The organism is Streptococcus sp. Marseille-Q7156 (genome assembly GCF_965119495.1).
Genome location: NZ_CBCPLU010000001.1, coordinates 579,720 through 600,730, shown reverse-complemented (window position 1 = coordinate 600,730; position 21,011 = coordinate 579,720). Strand labels below are relative to the sequence as shown.

General features: G+C 40.2%; 20 protein-coding genes and 1 other annotated feature. Of the genes, 1 reads left to right on the top strand and 19 read right to left on the bottom strand.

The features are described 5' to 3' along the window. The first annotated feature begins 80 nt into the window (after positions 1-80). The gene (gene lysS / locus ACWPV5_RS02955; RefSeq protein ID WP_261053969.1) at positions 81-1,571 is read left to right on the top strand and encodes a lysine--tRNA ligase; all 1,491 of its coding nucleotides are present in this window, start codon (positions 81-83) and stop codon (positions 1,569-1,571) included. Between the two features lie 167 nt (positions 1,572-1,738). On the opposite strand, the gene ACWPV5_RS02950 is transcribed toward lysS, so the two are convergent. The 19 genes from ACWPV5_RS02950 to ACWPV5_RS02860 all read right to left on the bottom strand — a co-directional run bounded on the left by ACWPV5_RS02950 (position 1,739) and on the right by ACWPV5_RS02860 (position 21,011). Continuing rightward, positions 1,739-2,578 carry an amino acid ABC transporter substrate-binding protein gene (locus tag ACWPV5_RS02950; RefSeq protein WP_261053966.1) on the bottom strand — a complete coding sequence of 280 codons (840 nt, stop codon included), beginning with the start codon at positions 2,576-2,578 and terminating at the stop codon, positions 1,739-1,741. A gap of 9 nt (positions 2,579-2,587) precedes the next feature. Then, the gene (locus ACWPV5_RS02945; RefSeq protein ID WP_261053964.1) at positions 2,588-3,217 is read right to left on the bottom strand and encodes an amino acid ABC transporter ATP-binding protein; all 630 of its coding nucleotides are present in this window, start codon (positions 3,215-3,217) and stop codon (positions 2,588-2,590) included. A gap of 9 nt (positions 3,218-3,226) precedes the next feature. After that, on the bottom strand, positions 3,227-3,868 hold the full coding sequence (locus ACWPV5_RS02940) for an amino acid ABC transporter permease (RefSeq protein WP_060805681.1): 642 nt from the start codon (positions 3,866-3,868) through the stop codon (positions 3,227-3,229). Between the two features lie 300 nt (positions 3,869-4,168). Next, positions 4,169-4,327 carry a hypothetical protein gene (locus ACWPV5_RS02935; RefSeq protein ID WP_060805680.1) on the bottom strand — a complete coding sequence of 53 codons (159 nt, stop codon included), beginning with the start codon at positions 4,325-4,327 and terminating at the stop codon, positions 4,169-4,171. Positions 4,328-4,336: 9 nt separating this feature from the next. Then, positions 4,337-5,647: a GTPase ObgE gene (gene obgE, locus ACWPV5_RS02930; protein ID WP_219966566.1), complete on the bottom strand. Its 1,311-nt coding sequence runs from the start codon at positions 5,645-5,647 to the stop codon at positions 4,337-4,339. Positions 5,648-5,710: 63 nt separating this feature from the next. After that, positions 5,711-5,845, bottom strand: a complete 135-nt coding sequence (locus ACWPV5_RS02925; protein ID WP_000863859.1) for a DUF4044 domain-containing protein — start codon at positions 5,843-5,845, stop codon at positions 5,711-5,713. 58 nt (positions 5,846-5,903) lie between these two features. Continuing rightward, entirely contained in the window at positions 5,904-6,080 is a 177-nt protein-coding gene (locus ACWPV5_RS02920) for a PspC domain-containing protein (RefSeq protein ID WP_219966943.1), read from the bottom strand. Positions 6,081-6,109: 29 nt separating this feature from the next. Then, positions 6,110-7,435, bottom strand: coding sequence for a glycosyltransferase family 4 protein (locus ACWPV5_RS02915; protein ID WP_219966565.1), 1,326 nt, complete (start codon positions 7,433-7,435; stop codon positions 6,110-6,112). A gap of 15 nt (positions 7,436-7,450) precedes the next feature. Further along, on the bottom strand, positions 7,451-8,494 hold the full coding sequence (gene cpoA / locus ACWPV5_RS02910) for a glycosyltransferase family 4 protein (protein WP_219966564.1): 1,044 nt from the start codon (positions 8,492-8,494) through the stop codon (positions 7,451-7,453). Between the two features lie 115 nt (positions 8,495-8,609). Continuing rightward, complete coding sequence (locus tag ACWPV5_RS02905; RefSeq protein ID WP_000331925.1) at positions 8,610-8,939, bottom strand: metal-sulfur cluster assembly factor; 330 nt, start codon at positions 8,937-8,939, stop codon at positions 8,610-8,612. Between the two features lie 14 nt (positions 8,940-8,953). Beyond that, entirely contained in the window at positions 8,954-10,063 is a 1,110-nt protein-coding gene (rpoD, locus tag ACWPV5_RS02900) for an RNA polymerase sigma factor RpoD (protein WP_000201905.1), read from the bottom strand. Positions 10,064-10,065: 2 nt separating this feature from the next. Beyond that, the gene (dnaG, locus tag ACWPV5_RS02895) at positions 10,066-11,826 is read right to left on the bottom strand and encodes a DNA primase (protein ID WP_060805676.1); all 1,761 of its coding nucleotides are present in this window, start codon (positions 11,824-11,826) and stop codon (positions 10,066-10,068) included. 89 nt (positions 11,827-11,915) lie between these two features. Beyond that, a complete protein-coding gene (locus tag ACWPV5_RS02890) occupies positions 11,916-12,674 on the bottom strand; it encodes an ABC transporter ATP-binding protein (RefSeq protein WP_060805675.1) in 759 nt (252 codons plus the stop codon). Next, complete coding sequence (locus tag ACWPV5_RS02885; RefSeq protein WP_004234420.1) at positions 12,671-13,537, bottom strand: ABC transporter permease; 867 nt, start codon at positions 13,535-13,537, stop codon at positions 12,671-12,673. The genes ACWPV5_RS02890 and ACWPV5_RS02885 overlap by 4 nt, the downstream gene beginning before the upstream one ends. Positions 13,538-13,612: 75 nt before the next feature. Continuing rightward, entirely contained in the window at positions 13,613-14,608 is a 996-nt protein-coding gene (trpX, locus tag ACWPV5_RS02880) for a tryptophan ABC transporter substrate-binding protein (RefSeq protein ID WP_004259575.1), read from the bottom strand. A gap of 264 nt (positions 14,609-14,872) precedes the next feature. Continuing rightward, positions 14,873-15,090 (bottom strand) — a binding site (T-box leader). Positions 15,091-15,186: 96 nt separating this feature from the next. After that, entirely contained in the window at positions 15,187-17,883 is a 2,697-nt protein-coding gene (gene ppc / locus ACWPV5_RS02875) for a phosphoenolpyruvate carboxylase (RefSeq protein ID WP_454382179.1), read from the bottom strand. A gap of 24 nt (positions 17,884-17,907) precedes the next feature. Beyond that, positions 17,908-19,131, bottom strand: coding sequence for a cell division peptidoglycan polymerase FtsW (gene ftsW / locus ACWPV5_RS02870; RefSeq protein ID WP_454382177.1), 1,224 nt, complete (start codon positions 19,129-19,131; stop codon positions 17,908-17,910). A 161-nt stretch (positions 19,132-19,292) separates the two neighbouring features. Beyond that, a complete protein-coding gene (gene prsA, locus ACWPV5_RS02865; protein WP_000727946.1) occupies positions 19,293-20,231 on the bottom strand; it encodes a peptidylprolyl isomerase PrsA in 939 nt (312 codons plus the stop codon). A gap of 66 nt (positions 20,232-20,297) precedes the next feature. Next, positions 20,298-21,011 (bottom strand): O-methyltransferase, encoded by a 714-nt coding sequence (locus tag ACWPV5_RS02860; RefSeq protein WP_080551628.1) that lies wholly within the window; start codon positions 21,009-21,011, stop codon positions 20,298-20,300.

Here is a 21,011-nt window from a genome sequence, read left to right as displayed (position 1 = left end):
CTTGCTTATTTATGATAAAATGGGAGTATCGCAAAAAATGACTCATCGTATTCAATTTTGAGTAAAACTAGGAGGATCCCATGTCAACAGAACATATGGAAGAACTAAATGACCAGCAGATCGTTCGCCGTGAAAAAATGGCTGCGCTCCGTGAACAAGGAATTGATCCTTTCGGAAAACGCTTTGAACGCACTGCAAATTCACAAGAATTAAAAGATAAATTTGCTGATCTCGATAAAGAACAATTACACGATAAAAACGAAACAGCTACTATCGCAGGACGCTTGGTAACCAAACGTGGTAAAGGTAAAGTAGGTTTTGCCCACCTTCAAGACCGCGAAGGTCAAATCCAGATCTACGTTCGTAAGGATGCTGTCGGTGAAGAAAACTATGAAATCTTCAAAAAAGCAGACCTTGGTGACTTCCTTGGTGTCGAAGGCGAAGTGATGCGTACAGATATGGGAGAACTCTCTATCAAGGCTACTCACATCACACACTTGTCTAAGGCTCTTCGTCCTCTACCAGAGAAATTCCATGGTTTGACAGACGTTGAAACAATTTACCGTAAACGTTACCTTGACTTGATTTCTAACCGTGAAAGCTTTGAGCGCTTTGTCACTCGTTCAAAAATCATTTCTGAAATCCGTCGTTACCTTGATCAAAAAGGTTTCCTTGAAGTGGAAACACCTGTTCTTCATAACGAAGCTGGTGGTGCTTCTGCCCGTCCATTTATCACTCACCACAATGCCCAAAACATTGACATGGTGCTTCGTATCGCGACTGAGCTTCACTTGAAACGCCTAATCGTAGGTGGTATGGAACGCGTTTATGAAATTGGCCGTATCTTCCGTAACGAAGGAATGGATGCTACTCATAACCCTGAATTTACTTCTATCGAAGTCTACCAAGCTTATGCAGACTTCCAAGACATCATGGACTTGACGGAAGGCATTATCCAACATGCTGCTAAAGCTGTCAAAGGCGAAGGCCCAGTTAACTACCAAGGAACTGAAATCAAAATCAATGAACCATTTAAGCGTGTTCACATGGTGGATGCTATCAAGGAAATTACTGGTGTAGATTTCTGGCAAGACATGACTTTCGAGGAAGCCAAAGCTATCGCTGCTGAGAAGAAAGTTCCAGTTGAGAAACACTACACTGAGGTTGGTCACATTATCAATGCCTTCTTTGAAGAGTTTGTTGAAGAAACCTTGATCCAACCAACCTTTGTCTATGGCCATCCAGTAGCTGTATCTCCACTCGCTAAGAAGAATCCTGAAGACGAACGCTTTACTGACCGTTTCGAGCTCTTCATCATGACTAAGGAGTACGGTAATGCCTTTACTGAATTGAACGACCCAATCGACCAACTTAGCCGTTTTGAAGCCCAAGCTAAAGCCAAAGAACTTGGTGACGATGAAGCAACAGGCATCGACTATGACTACATCGAGGCCCTTGAATACGGTATGCCACCAACAGGTGGTTTGGGAATCGGTATCGACCGTCTCTGCATGCTCCTCACTGATACAAACACTATCCGTGATGTATTGCTCTTCCCAACAATGAAATAATACTCTTCGAAAATCAAATTCAAACCACGTCAGCGTTGCCTTGCCGTACTCAAGTACAGCCTGCGGCTAGCTTCCTAGTTTGCTCTTTGATTTTCATTGAGTATAAGCTCTTATCCTCTGGCTCTTGTCAGAGGATTTTTTGATGCAAAAAGAGACTGAGGAAACACTCAATCTCTACTTTTCACTTCTTTTGTTGCTACATCATCTCCAAACCATTTTTGGCTGATCTCTTGGAACTTCCCTTCTTGGTGTAGTGCGATAAAGGCTTGGTTTAATGCTTGCAGCAATCTCTTGTCTGCTGGTCTAACTCCGACCGCAAAGGATTCACTTTCAAATCCTGCTGAAAAAACATTATAGTCATTTAATATCCCCTCAGACTGGAGGTAGTAATTAGCATACACTCGGTCAATCAACAAGGCATCAATTCGGTCATTCTTCAAATCAATCAAGGCTTCATTGAAACTCTGGTATTGATTGGCCTTCTGGTCTTTGACACGATTTTTCAATAAATCTGGCTGGGCCTCAAAGTCAAGATAACCAGAGGACCCAGCTTGGGCACCCAAGGCCTTATCCTTCATCTCCTCTACTGAATGAATTTGCTGGCTTCTCTTCGTAACCAGAACTTGCTGATTTTCCATATAAGGAATGCTAAAGGCAACCTTCTCTCGGCGTTCATCAGTGGCAGAATAGCCATTCCAGATGGCATCAATGGTCCCATTTTGCAGTTCCGTTTCCTTCATATCCCAGTCAATTGGCTGAAATTGCACCTTAAAATCTAATTTTTCAGAAACTGCTTGTGCTAAGTCAATATCAAAGCCCGTATATTGGCCATTCTTTTCTTCAAATCCCATGGGTACAAAGGTATTGTCAAAACCAATGGTTATACTGCCTTGCTCTTGATACTTATCCCAGTTATCCTGCTTTGGATTGCTAGCCTTCTGAGTACAAGCCGTTAAAAAGAGAGTCAGGAACGAAACCAATACCAAAGCAATTTTCTTATTAGTCATCGTCACCTCCTACTTGGGCTCAACCTTGAGAATCTGATCTGCAATATTTTCAGCGAATTGTAAATCGTGGGTAACCACAATCTGCGTCATCCCAAGTTCCCTATTTTGCAAAATCAGTTTTTCCACTTCCAAGCGCAATTCTGGATCTAGAGCAGAAGTTGGTTCATCGTAGCCAATGATTTCTGGGTCAATCATCATAGCACGCGCCAAGGCCACCCGTTGCTTTTGCCCACCAGATAGTGAGAAAGGATAGGCATCTGCATGACCAGCCAGTCCTAACTGTTCCAAAAGACCTCGCGCCTTCTGCTCAGCCTCATCCTGCTTCATTCCCATGGTTTTCACAGGAGATAAGGTCAAATTGTCTAGAACTGATAAATGAGGGAAAAGTTGAAAATCTTGGAAGACAAATCCCAGTAGATTTCGCTTCTCCAATTCATCCAATTCTAAAGATTCTCCATTATAAAATATTTGCCCTGAATCAATGGTTTCAAGACCTGCAAGCATACGTAAGAGAGTTGTCTTACCCCCACCAGAAGGCCCAACGATAGCCAGGATTTGTTTTTCAGGAATGCTTAGACTGAAATTGGACAAAATTTGCTTTTCACCAAAACCCTTATTGATATTTCGTAATTCTAACATGGCAGCCTCCTATCTATAGTAACTGTACTTCTTCTCAACTTTTTTGGCAAGAATGGTCACAATACCAATCAAAATTAAGTAAATGGCTCCTGCTAAGAACATAGGAACCAAACTAGCATCACGGTTGGCAGCTGTTCGACTCGCCAAGATAAGATCTGAAATTCCTAGAGCATAGACCAGAGAAGTATCCTTGACCAAACTCATAACCTCATTAAAGACACTAGGAAGAACAATCTTGGTCACCTGAGGCAAAATAATATAGCGAACTGTGTCAAAAGGACTAAACTTCAAGACCTTGGCAGCCTCATATTGACCTTTAGGAATGGTATCAATCCCCCCACGGAAAATTTCAGCAAAGTAAGCCGCATAATTCAAAACAAAGGCAATGATAGCCGCAGGAAGGCGATCTAAACGGATCCCAATACTTGGTAGCACATAATAGATAAAGATCAATTGCAAGAGCAAGGGTGTCCCTCGCATAATCCAAATGTAAATGTTAATCAGATGATGGAGGGGCTTCCAATGGACTTGCAAGGCAAAGGCAATCAAAACGCCCAAGGGAATAGAAAAAATCAAGACCAGCACAAAAACCTGTAAAGTCATGCTTGCACCGCTCAATAAACTCGGTAATATCTCAAACAAATAAGACATACTGACACCTCCTAAAAATAATTGCTCCTATTATAGCATAAATAAACTAAATAACCAACTATTTTTGTAAAAAAATTCTTTTTCAATAGAAAAAATACAGTATCTTGAAGCTAGAATAGGACAACACTACTTATAAAGCCTTGTTAGAAATTTGATTTGAATTCCCTAGTCTATTTGTTTACATTCTATTTCAATATATTATAATTTATAAGTAAAAAGAAAGGACAAATTTTGCCCTTTCTCGACCTTAGCTTCTATTCGTTACCGTTAACTTGACTGATAATTGGAGTTTTATCTTCTTTACTGTGATGGATTTTCTTTTTTAGCTCGTGCCAATCTCAAGGCACGATTTGGATTGAGACGATTAAATAGTTCTTCCAATTTCTTTTCATTCCAAACATCTGCAGCGGAAACGAAATTTCCATCCGCATCTCGGAAAGATATCGGTTTATCTCCCATACCAGTCTCCTAGTCTACAAATTCAAACTCAAATTTACCAATGCGGACTAAATCTCCATCCTTAGCACCACGCGCACGAAGAGATTCATCAACTCCCATACCACGAAGTTGGCGAGCAAATTTCATGACTGATTCGTCACGATCAAAGTTGGTCATATTAAAGAGTTTCATCAGTTTTTCACCAGAAAGCACCCATGTCGCATCGTCATCACGACTAATTTCAAAGGCTTTTTCTTCCTCATCAAATCCATAATAAGCTTCTTCTTCCATATCTGACTCGTCGTAGAGCAAGAATTCTGGTGTCTTGTCTAACAATTCAGCTGTAGCATCCAAAAGCGTAGCCAAACCTTGCTTGGTCAATCCGGAAATTGGGAAGATAGCTGGTAACTCTTCAAATTCATCATAGTTTTCAGCCAATTTTTTCTTAAATTCTTCAAGATTTTCCTGACTCTCAGGCATATCCATCTTATTGGATACAATAATCTGTGGACGCTCCATGAGACGAAGATTATACGACTCCAGCTCTTTATTGATGGCAAGATAATCCTCATAAGGATCACGGCCTTCGCTAGCTGACATATCAATAATATGAAGGATGACACGGGTACGCTCAATGTGACGGAGGAACTGAGTTCCCAAACCAACACCTTGACTAGCCCCTTCAATCAAACCTGGTAAATCAGCTACTGCAAAGGATTCACCTGATTGGGTGCGAACCATACCTAGATTTGGCACAATGGTCGTAAAGTGGTAGGCACCAATTTTAGGTTTAGCAGATGTGATAACACTTAAAAGTGTTGATTTCCCTACAGATGGGAAACCTACTAAACCGACATCTGCCAAGATTTTTAGTTCCAATTGTAACTCACGTTCCTGACCTGGTTCTCCATTTTCAGAGATTTCCGGTGCAGGATTTTTTGGTGTTGCGAAACGAATATTTCCACGTCCACCACGACCACCGTGGGCAACGATAAATTCTTGACCATGTTCAATCAAATCTGTCAAAACCTTGCCAGTCTCTGCATCACGAACAGTCGTACCTTGTGGTACTCGAACTCTAAGGTCCTCAGCTCCACGACCATGCATCCCTTTGGTCATCCCTTTTTCACCAGAATCAGCCTTGAAATGGCGATTATAGCGGAAATCCATGAGGGTACGTAGACCTTCATCTACAACGAAGATGACATTGCCTCCACGACCACCATCACCGCCCCAAGGACCGCCATTAGGGACATATTTTTCACGGCGAAAGGCAACCATGCCATCACCACCATTACCAGCCTTGACCTTGATCTTAGCTGTATCTAAAAACATACTCATTTTTTCTTCTCACTTTAAAAAAGGGCTGGGAAATCCCAGTCACTAAATTTTCTTGAATCTATTTTATAGATTACTGAGGGCACCAATTGCAGTTGCAAAAATTCCCAATAAACTTGCTACTAGCATGATAATCACGATAAACAAGGTTATTTTCTCAAACATAGTTTTTTTACGATTTCCATTATCTCCAAATGCCATTTTTATCTCCTTCGTTACATTCTATTTTCTATTATCTTAGCATGAATTGAGCTAGTTTTCAATAGTCAGTTGCTACTGGCGCAATAATCCATAAAATGATATAAGCTACAATTCCCGCTCCGTAACAGAAAGCAAGGACACCCCATATTACGCGAACGATAGTTGGATCTATATCTAGATAATAGGCCACTCCAGCACAAACACCCGCAATCTTTTTGTCACGCCCACTTCTCATTAATTGTTTTTTCATAGCTGTTCCTCTTTCTATTCTTCATGGTCTTTCCAATAATCTCTTATGCTGATCAACTGTGTTTTTGAAGCCTTCAGCATGCGTCTAGAGCCTTTTACGGGTACAGCAACCACCTGTTGCGGTAGATACAAAACTGTTTTAAAAATACGCTGACTGACCGTATCATCTTTGGCTAAATCTTTCTGGAAGTTATTTGAAATAATGGCATCCAGATAAAACTCATACACTCGTTTCCCAAAGTTTTCAGCTGAAATCTCGTACAACTTCTCTGATAAAGTATGCTCATTCATGTCTGGTGTTGCAATCAGGGCCTCCAGAATAGCTCCAGCCAAATCATGTTCACCGTAATACAAGGTTCCAAACATTTTATCACTGATAAGATTGTCCAGATAAGGATTTCCATGAGCAATGACAGGCGTTCCACTGGCTAAGCTTTCCAAGTAGGTCAAGCCTTGGGTTTCACTTGTCGATGCCGAGATGAAGAAATCCGCCGCCTTATAGTAAAGAGCTGTCTCACTAGGAGCAATCATCCCTGTAAAGACAACAGAGTCTTGAATCTCTAGTTTCTGGGCTTGCTCTTTGAGGTCATCCAGATAAGGACCATCCCCAGCTACCACCAGTTTAACCTTGTCTTCTTCTTTCAGAACTTCTGCAAAGGCTGCTAATACTGCTTGAATATTTTTTTCATAGGAAATTCTGGAAAGACTAAGCAACATCTGTTCATCATCTTGAATCCCTAGTTTACTACGTAGTTCTTTCAGATTTTCCTGCTTGATTTCTGGACGCTCAAACTTAGCTAATTCAATCCCAGTTGGAATGACTCTCTTTTCCACCTTGACCTTATAGTCAGATAACAAGTCACGGACAATCTCACTCGGGCAAATAACCCCATCCACATCGTGCAGGAAACCTCTGACCAGATACTTGACCATACTAGGACGAATCAACATCCCCTTGGCAATATAATGCACATAGTCTTCGTACTGGGTGTGATAGGTATGGATGACTGGAATCTTCAATTCACGCGCAATCCAAATTCCCAACAAGCCAAGAGAAAATTCTGTCTGAGTATGTATAATATCTAGTTGATATTGTTTAGCAATTTCAAGCGCCTTGCTGAATCCTCGATAGGCAAAGCGACGATCCTTAAAAGCAAAGAAAGGAACGCTTGGAATGCGGATAATTTGCCAATCTTCGTAGCGATTGACATCCTTATCTGTCGTCGTAAAGATAAAAACAGCATGTCCCTGCTTTTCAAGTTCGGTTTTCAAGGTTCGAATACTGGTCGCAACACCTGAAACCTGAGGAAAATAGGTATCTGTAAATAAACCAATTCGCATAGATTACCTCACTTTTTACTTTCTCCCTAAAGCGGCTTGTTTTTCATAAAAGTCCAACCAGATTTGTAACAGATGCTCTTCTGAATACTCTCTAGAAATATTCTTAGCTTTTTCTTTGAGGTCTTTTAAGGCAGCAGGATTTGCTTGATATTCCAGAATAGCTTCTTTCATCTCTTCTCTATCTGCTGTCGCCCGATAATTTCCCTCTAAAATTACCTTATAAAGATCTAAATCACGCAACATAATAGGAGCTTCACAACTGGCAGCCTCTAAAATCGTCATCGGAAAGAGCTCATTGTAACTAGGCAACAAGAAAAGGTCCGCTAGGGCATACAATTCGCGCATACGCTCTGGTGACACAATACCTGGAAAAATCAAATTTTTAGGGGGATTCTCCATGATTTTCTTGTAGCGTTCATAACCATCTGTCATACCACCAAAAGAGAAACCACCTGCCCAGATAAAGGTAATTTGCGGCAATTCCTCAGCCAGACGGATAAAATCGTCAATCCCTTTGCGCTTCTGAACTTGACCAGCACCTACTACGATAAACTGATTGTCACTAAGACCTAGCTCTGTACGCAGTCTGACTATCTCTTCTTGTGGTAGAGGATGCCATTTTTCCTTGTTTACAAAGTTAGGAATATAAGTCACTTTTTCACGTGGAATACCAGCTGCCACCAAATCCTCGATAAACATAGGATTGACCACCACCAAGTGCTCCATCCGGTTGTAAAAAGAAAATACATAGCGTTTCACAATTCCCTTTAAGAAAAATGGAATTTTCAAACTTCCCTCAAGTGTATCAGGTAAGAAATGCACATAGCCAATTTTCCTTCCTGAGCGTTTCTTTTGAAATGTTGATAAATAATAGGGAAAATCAATTGTATGAAAGTGAGTCACATCTGCCTCTATTGGAAGATTTTCTGTAACAATCAATTGATCCTTTGCATCTCGGTGAAGAAGACGAACTAATTCACGGTAAGCGCCCGAAACTCCTTGTCCTGCTACTTTCTCACTTGAACTCAACATATTGATGCGTAATTTCTTTTTTTCCATAACTACCATTATATCATTTTCTTGGAATAAAATCAGCAAAAGAAAGGAGAGACTGGAGGAAAAGAGGGGGAAATTTCCTCACTTTTCCAACGGTCTCTCACATGCTTTTATATGTTTATTTAATTCCTAGGGCAATGCGTGCATAGCGACTCATTTTTTCAACAGTCCAGGCTGGATACCAGACTAATTTAACCTCTGTATCCGTTACTTCTGGTACCTCTGTCATGGCATCATAAATCTGATCCGTCAAAAGGTCTGCTAGGGGACAACCCATAGTTGTCAAAGTCATATCAATCTCTGTTTGTCCTGTGTCGCCATCAAAACGAATCTCATAGATCAAACCAAGATTGACAATATCGATTCCCAACTCAGGGTCAATAACTTCTTCCAAGGCTGATAAAATTCGTGTTTTGATGTTTTCAATTTGCTCTTCTGTATAAGCCATATTCATCCTCACTCTTAGTCTTCAATAAAATCACGAAGCGGTTTGCTGCGACTTGGTTGGCGTAGTTTTCTCAAAGCCTTAGCTTCAATCTGACGAATTCGCTCGCGAGTCACGTTAAAGACTTTACCAACATCTTCAAGGGTACGCATTTTACCATCATCTAGCCCAAAACGCAGACGCAAAACATTTTCTTCACGGTCTGTAAGAGTATCCAAGACCTCATCCAACTGCTCACGCAAGACGATACGAGTTGTATAGTCCACTGGATTTTCAATCACTTCATCTTCGATAAAGTCCCCAAGGTGGCTATCATCCTCTTCACCGATTGGTGTTTCAAGAGATACCGGTTCTTGAGCGATCTTCAAGATTTCACGAACCTTATCAGGAGTCATATCCATACGTTCAGCGATTTGCTCTGGTGTTGGGTCTTGACCCAATTCTTGAAGGAGGTTACGCTGTTCACGAACCAATTTATTGATGGTTTCAACCATGTGAACTGGGATACGGATGGTACGAGCTTGGTCCGCAATAGCACGAGTGATAGCCTGACGAATCCACCAAGTTGCATAAGTTGAGAACTTGAACCCTTTAGAATAGTCAAACTTGTCAACCGCCTTCATCAAGCCCATATTCCCTTCTTGAATCAAGTCAAGGAACTGCATACCACGGCCAACATAGCGTTTGGCAATAGAAACAACCAAACGAAGGTTGGCTTCCGCAAGACGTTGTTTGGCTTCGATATCACCAGCTTCAACTGCTAGTGCCAATTCTTTTTCCTCTTCATTGGTCAAGAGAGGAACGACCCCGATTTCTTTCAAGTACATACGGACAGGGTCATTAACCTTAGCAGAAGTTGAACCAATCAAGTCCTCATCGCTGAGTTCTGGTTCTTCTTCAGCACTAAGAACACGCGCACTTGGATTTCCTTCATTATCTGTGATAGAAATTCCTGCGTCCTGAATCCGTTGCAAGAGATCTTCAATCCCATCAGCGTCCAAGGTAAAAGGAACGACAAGACTAGCATTGATTTCATCATCTGTTGCTGTCCCTTTTTGCTTATGATTACGGATAAATTCTGCTACTTGTACATCAAATGTTGTTACTTCTTTTTGTTTTGTTGCCATTATTACTCCATTCTTCTCTTTTGGGAAATTAAACGTTCCAATTCTTCTAGGGCTGTGTCGGTATCTCCTACATGGCTAGCTTCCTGCACCTTCTTTTTGATTCTCATATTGTCCTGATTCAAGAGAGCCTTGTTTCGAGTCATTTCTACTTCACTAAGTTCCTGCGGTGACATCTCAGCAGGCAAATCCTGAGCTAAGACTTGGTACCAAGCTCTTTCAACTTCCTCTGTCTGTTCTGCTAAAACTTCTGGAGGAAGATTGCCATACTGACCAAGCAAGTCATATAAGACCTGAAATTCAGGTGTGTCAAATACAAAGTCTTCTCGCAAACGGTAATCATTCAAAATAAGGGGAGATTCCATCATTCGATAAAGTAAATGAGCTTCTGCCCTCATAATAGCCGATAACTGCTTGGTGACAGGCATAGTGATTTGCGTCGGTCTGGAAATTACTTCCATGCGATTCTGCCTTTGTGCCTGACGGCTTTCATTAACAATCTGCTCAATCTGGGCATAATCAAAGGACGCCAGACTGTCAGCTAAAATATGAATATAGCTGTTTTGAGCAGTAATGGACTTTTCTTGAACAATCAAGGGAGCTATTTTTTCAATAAACTCAATCTGAGCCTGCAAATTTTCACTATTTTCAGGCTTATACTGGTGAATGTAGAACTCAATCGGACTAATACGAGTTTTCGTTAATAGATAGGCCAAGTCTTCTGGTCCATTTTTTTGTAGATACTCATCTGGATCCAAGTTATCAGGCATGCTGACGATTTGCACAGGCATATCACCAATTTCGTCCAGCGCTTTCAAAGTCGCGGCTTGCCCAGCCTTATCGCCATCGTAAACAAGAACCAACTTCTTGGTTAACCTTTTCAGATGCTCAACATGCTCACGACTTAAGGCCGTTCCCATAGACGCTACAGCATTTTCGATTCCAGCCCGATAGGCTGCAATGACATCCATGAACCCTTCCATCAGGTAAATCTCACTGGTTTTACCAGAAGATTTTTTTGCCCTATCCATATGATATAATTCGTAACTTTTGTTAAAAATTGCAGTCGATCGGCTATTTTTATACTTAGAAGTTTGTGAATCCGTTTTCTGCCAGATACGACCTGAGAAGGCAATGACCTTTCCTTGGTCATTTGTCAGGGGAAACATAATGCGATTGTGAAAGGTGTCTACAAATTGATTGGCATCTGATAGGTAAAATAGCCCTGAATCTAGAAAATCCTCATCACGATACTGACCAGACAAACGTTGATAGAGATAGTTTCGTTCTGGAGGTGCTAAACCAATCCGAAAATGCTTGAGCACTTCATCTGTCAAACCACGCTGATAAAGGTAGTTTCTAGCCTCTTCCCCCATGGTCGTTGTCATGAGAATAGCATGATAAAATTTAGCCGCATCTTCGTGCATATCATAAAGAGCTTGGTGAGGCGAGGCTGGCTTCTGCTCACTATAAAGCGGTTTTTCCACCTCTATCCCAACACGCTGACCTAAGATTTGGACAGCCTCCATAAAGGGAACCCCTTGGTACTCCTCGATGAACTTAAAGACATCACCCGAGCGACCACAACCAAAACAGTGGTAAAACTGCTTGTCCTCTACAACGTTAAAAGAAGGTGTTTTTTCACCATGAAAAGGACAGAGCCCTAGATAGTTCCGTCCTGCCTTTTGTAAAGAAATCACATCTCCTATGACTTCCACAATGTTGGCATTGTTTTTGATTTCTTCAATGACTTGTTTGTCAACCATACACAATACCTCCATGTTATCATAGTTTACTTTATATAGTATACTTTATTTCAGAAAAAAAGTAAACCATTTCACTCATTTTCCCTACTTTATTCAAAGAGCTGATAATAATCAGAGATTTTCATTTTTGCTTTTTCTTCTTGGTTCAAATCTTGGATAATTCGTCCTTCTTTCATGACAATCAAGCGATTGCCATATTTGAGAGCATCTTCCATATGGTGGGTAATCATAAGAGCTGTCAACTGGTCTTTCTTGACAAATTCGTCTGTCAATTCCATCAAGGCCACACTGGTCTTTGGATCAAGGGCCGCAGTATGCTCGTCTAACAAGAGTAATTCAGGCCGCTTCAAGGTTGCCATCAAGAGACTCAAGGCCTGTCTTTGCCCACCTGATAAGAACTCAATCGGTGTATTCAAATGTTTCTCAAGACCATTTCCTACTTTTTCAATGGTCGCCTGAAATTCATTCTTATAACTAGTCAAGCGTCGTGGTAACAATCCACGCTTTTCACCACGAAACTTGGCAATCAATAGATTCTCTGCCACTGTCATACGAGGAGCTGTCCCCATCTTTGGATCTTGGAAGACACGAGACAGATACTTAGCCCGCTTCTCTGGTGAAAACTTGGTAACATCTTCACCCAAAATACGGATGGTTCCACTGGTTAATGACAAGGTTCCTGCAATAGTGTTAAAGAGAGTTGATTTCCCAGCACCATTTCCACCTAAAATCGTGATGAAATCCTGTTCAAAAATTTCTAAGGAAACATCATTTAAAATAATCTTTTCTTCATCAAAGCCATTTTTAACGACTTTGGTTGCATTTTTTAATTCTACAATTGCTGTCATTTGCTTAATTTGGCTCCTTTCAAGATTGTTTGCTTAAATGTTGGAATCATGAGGCAGACTGCTAAAATCACGGCGCTGTACAAACGAAGGTAACTTGTATTAAAGCCAAGAGCGATAACTGCCCACACTAAAAATTGATAAGCGATAGAACCTACAACGATGGTAACCAGACGTTCTGCCAGGCTCAAACTCTTGAAGATAACTTCTCCAATAATCAAACTTGCAAGCCCCACAACGATAACTCCGATTCCTCGAGATACATCGGCATACCCTTCTTGCTGGGCAATGAGAGCTCCTGCAAGGGCAATCACACCATTTGATAAGACCAAGCCCATGAGCTCCATGCGTCCAGTATGAATCCCGAAACTTCTAGCCATATCAGGATTGTCACCTGTAGCAATATAGGCTTGTCCAAGTTTAGTATCCAAGAAAAAGAGCATGAGAGCAATAACAAGACTTACAAAGATAAGACCTGTCAAGAGTTGGTTCAAATCTGAATCAAAAGGTAAGACATCCTGAATTTGCTTGGTTCCAAGCAGGCCTAAATTGGCACGTCCCATAATCAAGAGCATGATAGAGTGACAGGAAGTCATCACCAAAATCCCTGAGAGCAAGGTTGGGATCTTCCCTTTTGTATAAAGAAGTCCAGCTGCCATTCCAGCCAAACAACCGGCTCCAACAGCAACAAGTGTCGCTAAAAAGGGGTTTACGCCTTTGGTTATCAGAGTGACAGCAACAGCTCCCCCAAGAGGGAAGGAACCTTCTGTCGTCATATCTGGAAAGTTCAAAATCCTAAATGTCATAAAGATTCCCAGACCTAAAATAGCCCAGACAAATCCTTGAGAAATAATAGATAATATCATCTGTTTCTTAACCTTTTCTATATGATTTTTATTGTAAAAAATTGGAGGAGATGTCCCCAACTCCTCCATTGTAGATTATTCAATCACTTGCCCTGCTTCTTTTAGAACAGATTCAGGAATCGTAATACCTAGCTCTTGTGCCAATTTTTTATTAATCACTGACTTACCAGTTGAAAAGACATTGACTGGAGTATCAGCTGGTTTTGCACCTTTCAAAACTTGCGCAATCATTTTACCTGTTGCCACACCGAGATCATGTTGGTCAACTACAACTGATGCCAAACCACCTGCTTCTACCATGGCAGTCGCACTTGGGTAGATTGGTTTTTTAGCTGATTGGTTGCTTGATACAACTGTTGAAAAAGCTGATGCAATGGTGTTATCAATTGGAACCCAGATAGCATCGACCTTGCTAGTCATAACATTAACTGTTGAAGCAATTTCATTTGTTGAAGGAACTGCAAATGTTTCCACTGTCAAACCTGCTTTTTCAGCATAAGCCTTAAATTCTTCAACCTGAGTTTTTGAATTGTCTTCGCTGCTTGAGTAAAGAGCTCCGATTGTTTTCACATTTGGTGTCAAAGCTTTGATGAGTTCAACTTGTTGTTGAGCTGGATTGTGGTCAGATACCCCTGTAATGTTGCCACCTGGTTTTTTCAAATCTTTAACCAAGTTAGCACCGATTGGGTCAGTAATAGCGGCCATGATAACCGGTAGGTCTTTTGTTGCACTAGCCAAACCTTGAGCAGCTGGTGTTGCAATACCAACCACAAGGTCATTCCCATTTGCAACCAATTGTTTACTCATTGTCGCAACCTTACTTTGGTCACCTTCTGAGTTCATAAAGTCAATCTTCAACTGGTCATCTTTATAACCTTCTTCTGCAAGACCATCTTGAATCCCTTTATAAATCAAGTCAAGAGATGGATGGCTCACAAACTGAAGAACACCAACTTTGGCAACTTTCTTCTCATTCTTAGCTTCTGGTTTATTCATTGAAGAGTAAATCAAGCTTCCTGCTACTAAGACTGCTAATGCAGCGATAATTCCAATTAAACGTTTATTTTTCATTCTACTTCTCCTTTTTTATTCCTTAAAATACTTCACTTATCTAATACTCTTCGAAAATCTCTTCAAACCACGTCAGCTTCACCTTGCCGTAGGTATATGATACTGACTCTGTCAGTTCTATCCACAACCTCAAAACAGTGTTTTGAGCAGCCTGCGGCTAGCTTCCTAGTTTGTACTTTGATTTTCATTGAGTATAAACAAGCGACGCCATCGTTTTCTTTCCATACTAACCTCCATCAAAAAAGTCCTCACACAAAAAACTTGTGTGAGGACGTCGATGCGCGGTACCACCTCAATTATAGGGAATTTCCCTATCGCTCTGTCTCGCAATAACGAGATGCACTGTAAGGTGTGCTCACCGAATTTTTATGATTTCAAATTCTAAATAACATTCAGCCCAATTTTCATCATCATCACTTATCTGTTTTCAGCTACCACAGACTCTCTAAAAAGTTTATATGATTACTTTTCTGAATGGTTAAATTATATCATTTTTCAACTACTTGTCAAGACTCTTTTAGCATTTTTTTGAAATATTCAAAAACTTCCCCTATAGAAAAGAGGAAGCTTGATAGGTATCAGCCTGAATTACGCAATCCTGTCGCAATTCCGTTGATGGTTGTATGGATTAATTTTTCTTGGTCGCTTGATAATTCTCCTCGACGTTGACGTTTAATCAACTCCAACTGGATATAGTTAAGGATATTAAAGTAAGGCATACGGTAATCCAAACTTGCTTTTAGATATGGATTTTCAGCCAAGAGTTCATCGTAACCTTCGATAGCCAAGATAACTTCCTTGGTGACTTGCCATTCATTTAGAATAGTCTCATAGATTGCTTTTACTTCTTCATCCTCACAAAGTTTAGCATATTCAAAAGCAATGTTCATATTTGATTTTGACAAGACCATATCGACATTTGAAAGAAGCGATTGGAAGAAAGGCCAATTTTGGTACATATCTCGTAGGATAGCGATATTTTCTGGATTCTTATCGATAAATTCTTTGAAACTTGAACCGACACCATACCAGCCAGGGAACATGACGCGGCTTTGTGACCATGAGAATACCCAAGGGATAGCTCGCAAACCACCGATTTCAGTAATCGTCTTACGAGCGGCTGGGCGAGAACCAATGTTAAAGCTTGAAATAGCCTTGATTGGACTTGACTCGAAGAAATAATCATAGAAATGGTCATTACCAAAGACCAAATCACGGTAGATATCATAACTACGGTCCACCACTTGGTCCATAATTGCTTCATAACGATTTGAGGTATTGGTATCACTCTTCTTCTGAGTAATCATACGGTTAATGGCTGCAGATACTAGCATTTCAAGGTTATAGTAGGCTGCGTCTTTGTTACCGTATTTATTCCCAATTACTTCCCCCTGCTCCGTCAAGCGGATACGATCCTTAATGGATTTGAGCGGTTGAGATGTGATGGCTTCATAGGTTGGTCCACCACCACGACCGACAGTCCCACCACGGCCATGGAAGAAGGTAACCTTAACACCAAATTCATCTCCGATAGCAGTCAATTGTTGTTGAGCCTTGTAGAGGGTCCAACATGATGATAGGTAGCCACCATCTTTATTACTATCAGAGTAACCAAGCATGATTTCTTGGTAGTTATTACGTGAAGCAATCCATTTCTTAGCAAGAGGAAGAGAAAGGTATTCTCTCATAGTTTCTTCTGAGTGGTCCAAGTCCTCAATTGTTTCAAAGAGAGGAACGATTTGGACACGGGCTCTTTCTTTATCAACTAACCCTACTTCTTTTAGCAAGATAGCCAATTCCAGCATGTCTGATACGCTGGTTGCATGTGAAATGATAGTCTGACGAATAACATCATCTCCCAACTTATCTTTCAACTTACGAGCAGCCTTAAAGATTGCTAATTCTTTTTCAAGTAACTCTGATTTTTCAACATGAGTGGCAGAAAGAATACGTGGATCTTCTTCTAATTCTTTCAAAAGAAGTTGGCATTTTTCTTCTTCACTGAGTTCGCTATAATGAGAATGAATTCCTGCTGATTTCAAGAGTTCAGCTACACAGGCTTCGTGAACACTAGAATCTTGACGCATGTCAATAGATGCCAAATAGAAACCAAAAATTTCAACTGCCTGAATTAACTCAACAAAATCACCAGAAATCAGTGCTTCACCCTTATTTTCCATGAGGGAATCACGAATGGTAATTAAATCCTTATAAAAATCATTGGCCGTTTCATAGCGAGCCCCAACTTCCTTATCCTCAATCAGATAGGTTTTTGTTGCTTGGATTTTTGATTGAATATCAAACAAGGCACGACGATACAGCTCTTTTTCACGATAAATAGAGTTATCCTTGGATTGACGAGCCATTTCTCTGACTTGCTTGCTTACATTGACAATACTGGTTGAGAGAGAGAATTCACGATAAAGTTGGTAAATCTTTTCATCATAGTAGTTCATGATGACTTCACACTGAGTCATAGCAGATTGTTTCAAGGTATCTGCTGTAACAAAAGGATTACCATCACGGTCTCCACCAATCCACATTCCCATGGTAATCGGTTTAGGATGTTTTAACTCCAAGCCATGTTTTTTAGCCAGACGCTTGTACTCAGCAGTCAAATGAGGAACTGCCTTCAGGAATGAACTATTGTAGTATTCCATAACATTCGTAATTTCATTGGTTACTTTCAATTTCTTTTCACGAATCATATCTGTCTGCATGATAATCTCAATGTAACGACGGAGATCATTATGCCATTTTTCCTTATTAATCAAGCCTAATTTCACATCACGATACTTACGCAAGAGGGTGTGGATATGGTTAGTCAAATCCAACATACTCTTACGTTGCACTTGCGTTGGATGGGCTGTCAAAACAGGGACAACATTCAAGTGTTCTAGAATTTCAACCGCATTTTCTTTTTCAGCAACCATTTTGATTGTTGCTGACAACTTACCAAGATAATCTTGATCGATATTATTTTGGTGGTTGATTTCATAAGCCAAATCCACGTCTTCTGAAATATTAATCAAGAGGGGCAAGATAGAGAAATAGCGTGAAATATAAGCCATTTCATCATTTGACAGACTAGTAACCAATTGGTTCAAGCCTTGATAATCTTCTTGAGTTGACAATTCTTTCAACTGCATAATTTTTTCAAAAGTCTCTGGGGCAAGCATATTTTTAGTGATATCTTCTAACAATTCTGTTAAAATCAATACTTCTTCTTGCACGACAGCTTTATTACTATAGTTTTCTAATTTTTGAAGAGACATAGGTAATCCTTTCCACTATCAGCTCTACATATAGTTTGAGGAGTGAGCTTCTAACTCCTCATACAATTGAGCACGCTTTTCACTTGCATCAATATTTAAGACAAAGGCGATGGCTACAGACAAGACCAGAAGACTATTCCCTCCTTGCGATAAGAAAGGAAAGGTTACTCCTGTCGAAGGAATAATACCAGAAATTCCACCGATATTGACAAAGACCTGTACTAACATCATTCCCCCAACCCCAATCGCCATCATGGAATTAAAAGGATTCTTAGCACGAATTCCGACTAGGATAATTCGTAAAATAAGGAAAAAAACAAGGGCTAAAATCAAGCTGGCTCCCACAAATCCAAACTCTTCAATGACAATTGAAAATACAAAGTCTGTATGGGCCTCTGGTAAATAACCACGTTTTTCGATTGAATTTCCTAAGCCTAGACCAAACCAACCACCATTTACCATGGCAAAGTAGGAATTTGCAAGTTGGTGGCCTGCTCCTGCCAAATCGGCAAAGGGATTAAAATAGGCACTGAAACGCTTGGCAACGTAACCAAATACCGGAACTTTTGAAAACTTATCAACCCCTATAAAAGAAATCAGTGATAAGGATAGGGCAGAAACTCCCACCAAAATTCCCAAAAAGGCAATAAACCATCTATAAGCGATACCACTAATCGTATACATAATCAAGGCAACCAAAGCTAAAATAGAAGCATTCCCCAAATCTGGGAAAATAGCAAGGCTCCCAATCAGTACAAAGAGAACAAAGCGCCAGTCATTAAACGCACGAGGAAGCCACTGATTCTGTGTCAAAACTTGAAAATCATAAATAGCTATATCCTCTTGTTGTTTGGAAAATTTATTTGCTAGATACCAAATAATAATAATTTTCAAATATTCGGCTGGCTGAATGGTCAAAGGTCCTACAGAAATCCAGCCATAGGCTCCATTGACAGGAATACCAATTATCCGAGCCAAGGCTAATAGAATCAACTCAACGAACATAACGATAAATAGAAGACGTTCGTTTCTTAAAAAATTCAGTTTCAACTTATATATCAAGGCAATCAGTATCAAACTAAATATCCAAAATATTCCCTGACTTCGGACCAACTGCAGTGCACTTTGGCCTTCTTGAATCAAAATAGCACTGGTTGTCGAATAAACCACAATCAAGCCCAAAATAGATAAAAGTAAGTAAGGAACTAGAATAGAATAATTTAATAGGTGCCTTTTACTAATCTTCATAGTATCACCAATCTAATGAGAACAACACAATTGCTTCCCAAATTCCGTTTGTTTTCTAGTTTTGATTGCTATTATACCATTTTTTCCGAAAGAAAAAAACTCTTATCCATCAGATAGACCATTTTTGTCATAAGAAAAAGAGCACTTGGCCCTTTTCTGTTTTATTCTTTTGATGAACTGCTTGAGCTTGAATCTCCGCCACCAATATATTGGGTAAAGATATTTTGGAAGGCTTGATCTTTAACCTTGATATTGGCTGCTTGTAATTCTTTTCCGATAATGCTTTGAACAAATGTTGAATCATTTTGTTTTTGAGTCAAGATAACAGTTTTTAATTTTTCTTTGTAGTCATCAATATTAGATGATTTTTCTGTTTTCTTAATGAGTTTTACAATGTAATATTGGCTACTGTAAGCTTGTGTGCCAGCGGCTGTGATCACATCAGAAACACCATTTACATCTAAAGCAAAAGCAGCTTTCTTAACTTGTTCTGGTACTTCTGTTGAAGCAGAATCAAAGGTGATTTCTCCACCATTCGCTTTGGTTTTCTCATCAGTTGAATTATCTTTGGCTAATTGAGCAAAATCAGCACCTTCTGCCTTGGCTTTTTCGAGAACTTCTTTGGCCTTATCTTCATTATCAAGACGGATGATTTGAGCCGTTACATCTGGAGTGTACTCGTCAAAGGCCTTCTTATAGGCATCATCTGTCAATTCAGCTTCTGCTGCTTTTTTAACTGCCAACTCAACCAATTTACTTGTACGAATTTGAGCTTTACGTGTTTCAAGAGTCATTCCTGCTTGCGACAAGACACGTTGGTAGTTCTCACCATATTGTTTTTCTTCTTCGGCAATAGTATCGTTGACTTCTTTATCATCTACTTCTGAGCCATATTGCTTCTCAAATACTTTTTGGATGGTCAAGTTCAACAACACTTGTTGAGCTGAAGGGTTGCTTTTTACTTGCTCATAAAATTGATGTTCTGTGATGACATCCCCTTTCATGCTGATAAGGTCTGCCCCTTCTGAACCTTTCGAACAAGCTGCTAAAGTTGCTACTGATAATAGTGTAATGGCACCTGCCAATAGTTTTTTCTTCATGTCTACTCCTTTGAGATAAGTGTTACCCTATCTATTTTACTATATTTTCTTAAATTTTTCTGAAAATCATTCGCTGTCAGGCAATTGAACATCTGCTACATTTTTACGAAGCATGAGAATGCCGTCCCCCAGAGGTACTAGTGTTGCGGTGAGTCCTGGATTGTCTAAAGTTGCATCAAATAGTCTTTGAAGTCCTCTGTAAATGGTTCGCTGGCCACGACGGACTTCCATAATATCCTTGGCAACATCACCACCTTGGAAAATATCATCCAAGATAACCACACCTCCAACATCCAAGTGTTTGAGGATTTCTGGCAGAAAGACGATGTATTTAGACTTAGCAGAATCCATAAAGACAAAATCATAAGACTCTGTCAAGGTAGATAAGACATCTACCGCATCTCCCTCTAGGAGTGTGATTTGCTTGCGACTGTCAAACTGGGCAAAATTTTCCTTGGCAAAACCAATCATTTCTGGATTGCGGTCAATGGTTGTAATCTTAGCCTTTGGCGCATGTTCTGCCATCAAGAGGGCAGAAAAACCGATAGCCGTCCCAATTTCCAGAATGTTTTTAGGTTGCATGGTTTCCATGAGAAAACGGAAATAAGCAACCGTTTCATGGGGAATGATTGGAATATTTTCCTTGCGAGCAAAGTCTTCCAATTCTTTCAAAGATCCTGTGACTTGCTTTTGACGCTGACGCATTAAGTCCACAATTTCTTCCTTGACGACAGGACGACGCATGTTATGGTTGGCATTCTTGCTATATGATTCAACCAT

Bases quoted from the DNA above. Each gene is read 5' to 3' on its own strand.
- lysS (WP_261053969.1), top strand. From the start codon at position 81: ATGTCAACAGAACATATGGAAGAACTAAATGACCAGCAGATCGTTCGC.
- ACWPV5_RS02950 (WP_261053966.1), bottom strand. From the start codon at position 2,578: ATGACTAATAAGAAAATTGCTTTGGTATTGGTTTCGTTCCTGACTCTC.
- ACWPV5_RS02945 (WP_261053964.1), bottom strand. From the start codon at position 3,217: ATGTTAGAATTACGAAATATCAATAAGGGTTTTGGTGAAAAGCAAATT.
- ACWPV5_RS02940 (WP_060805681.1), bottom strand. From the start codon at position 3,868: ATGTCTTATTTGTTTGAGATATTACCGAGTTTATTGAGCGGTGCAAGC.
- ACWPV5_RS02935 (WP_060805680.1), bottom strand. From the start codon at position 4,327: ATGGGAGATAAACCGATATCTTTCCGAGATGCGGATGGAAATTTCGTT.
- obgE (WP_219966566.1), bottom strand. From the start codon at position 5,647: ATGAGTATGTTTTTAGATACAGCTAAGATCAAGGTCAAGGCTGGTAAT.
- ACWPV5_RS02925 (WP_000863859.1), bottom strand. From the start codon at position 5,845: ATGGCATTTGGAGATAATGGAAATCGTAAAAAAACTATGTTTGAGAAA.
- ACWPV5_RS02920 (WP_219966943.1), bottom strand. From the start codon at position 6,080: ATGAGAAGTGGGCGTGACAAAAAGATTGCGGGTGTTTGTGCTGGAGTG.
- ACWPV5_RS02915 (WP_219966565.1), bottom strand. From the start codon at position 7,435: ATGCGAATTGGTTTATTTACAGATACCTATTTTCCTCAGGTTTCAGGT.
- cpoA (WP_219966564.1), bottom strand. From the start codon at position 8,494: ATGGAAAAAAAGAAATTACGCATCAATATGTTGAGTTCAAGTGAGAAA.
- ACWPV5_RS02905 (WP_000331925.1), bottom strand. From the start codon at position 8,939: ATGGCTTATACAGAAGAGCAAATTGAAAACATCAAAACACGAATTTTA.
- rpoD (WP_000201905.1), bottom strand. From the start codon at position 10,063: ATGGCAACAAAACAAAAAGAAGTAACAACATTTGATGTACAAGTAGCA.
- dnaG (WP_060805676.1), bottom strand. From the start codon at position 11,826: ATGGTTGACAAACAAGTCATTGAAGAAATCAAAAACAATGCCAACATT.
- ACWPV5_RS02890 (WP_060805675.1), bottom strand. From the start codon at position 12,674: ATGACAGCAATTGTAGAATTAAAAAATGCAACCAAAGTCGTTAAAAAT.
- ACWPV5_RS02885 (WP_004234420.1), bottom strand. From the start codon at position 13,537: ATGATATTATCTATTATTTCTCAAGGATTTGTCTGGGCTATTTTAGGT.
- trpX (WP_004259575.1), bottom strand. From the start codon at position 14,608: ATGAAAAATAAACGTTTAATTGGAATTATCGCTGCATTAGCAGTCTTA.
- ppc (WP_454382179.1), bottom strand. From the start codon at position 17,883: ATGTCTCTTCAAAAATTAGAAAACTATAGTAATAAAGCTGTCGTGCAA.
- ftsW (WP_454382177.1), bottom strand. From the start codon at position 19,131: ATGAAGATTAGTAAAAGGCACCTATTAAATTATTCTATTCTAGTTCCT.
- prsA (WP_000727946.1), bottom strand. From the start codon at position 20,231: ATGAAGAAAAAACTATTGGCAGGTGCCATTACACTATTATCAGTAGCA.
- ACWPV5_RS02860 (WP_080551628.1), bottom strand. From the start codon at position 21,011: ATGGTTGAATCATATAGCAAGAATGCCAACCATAACATGCGTCGTCCT.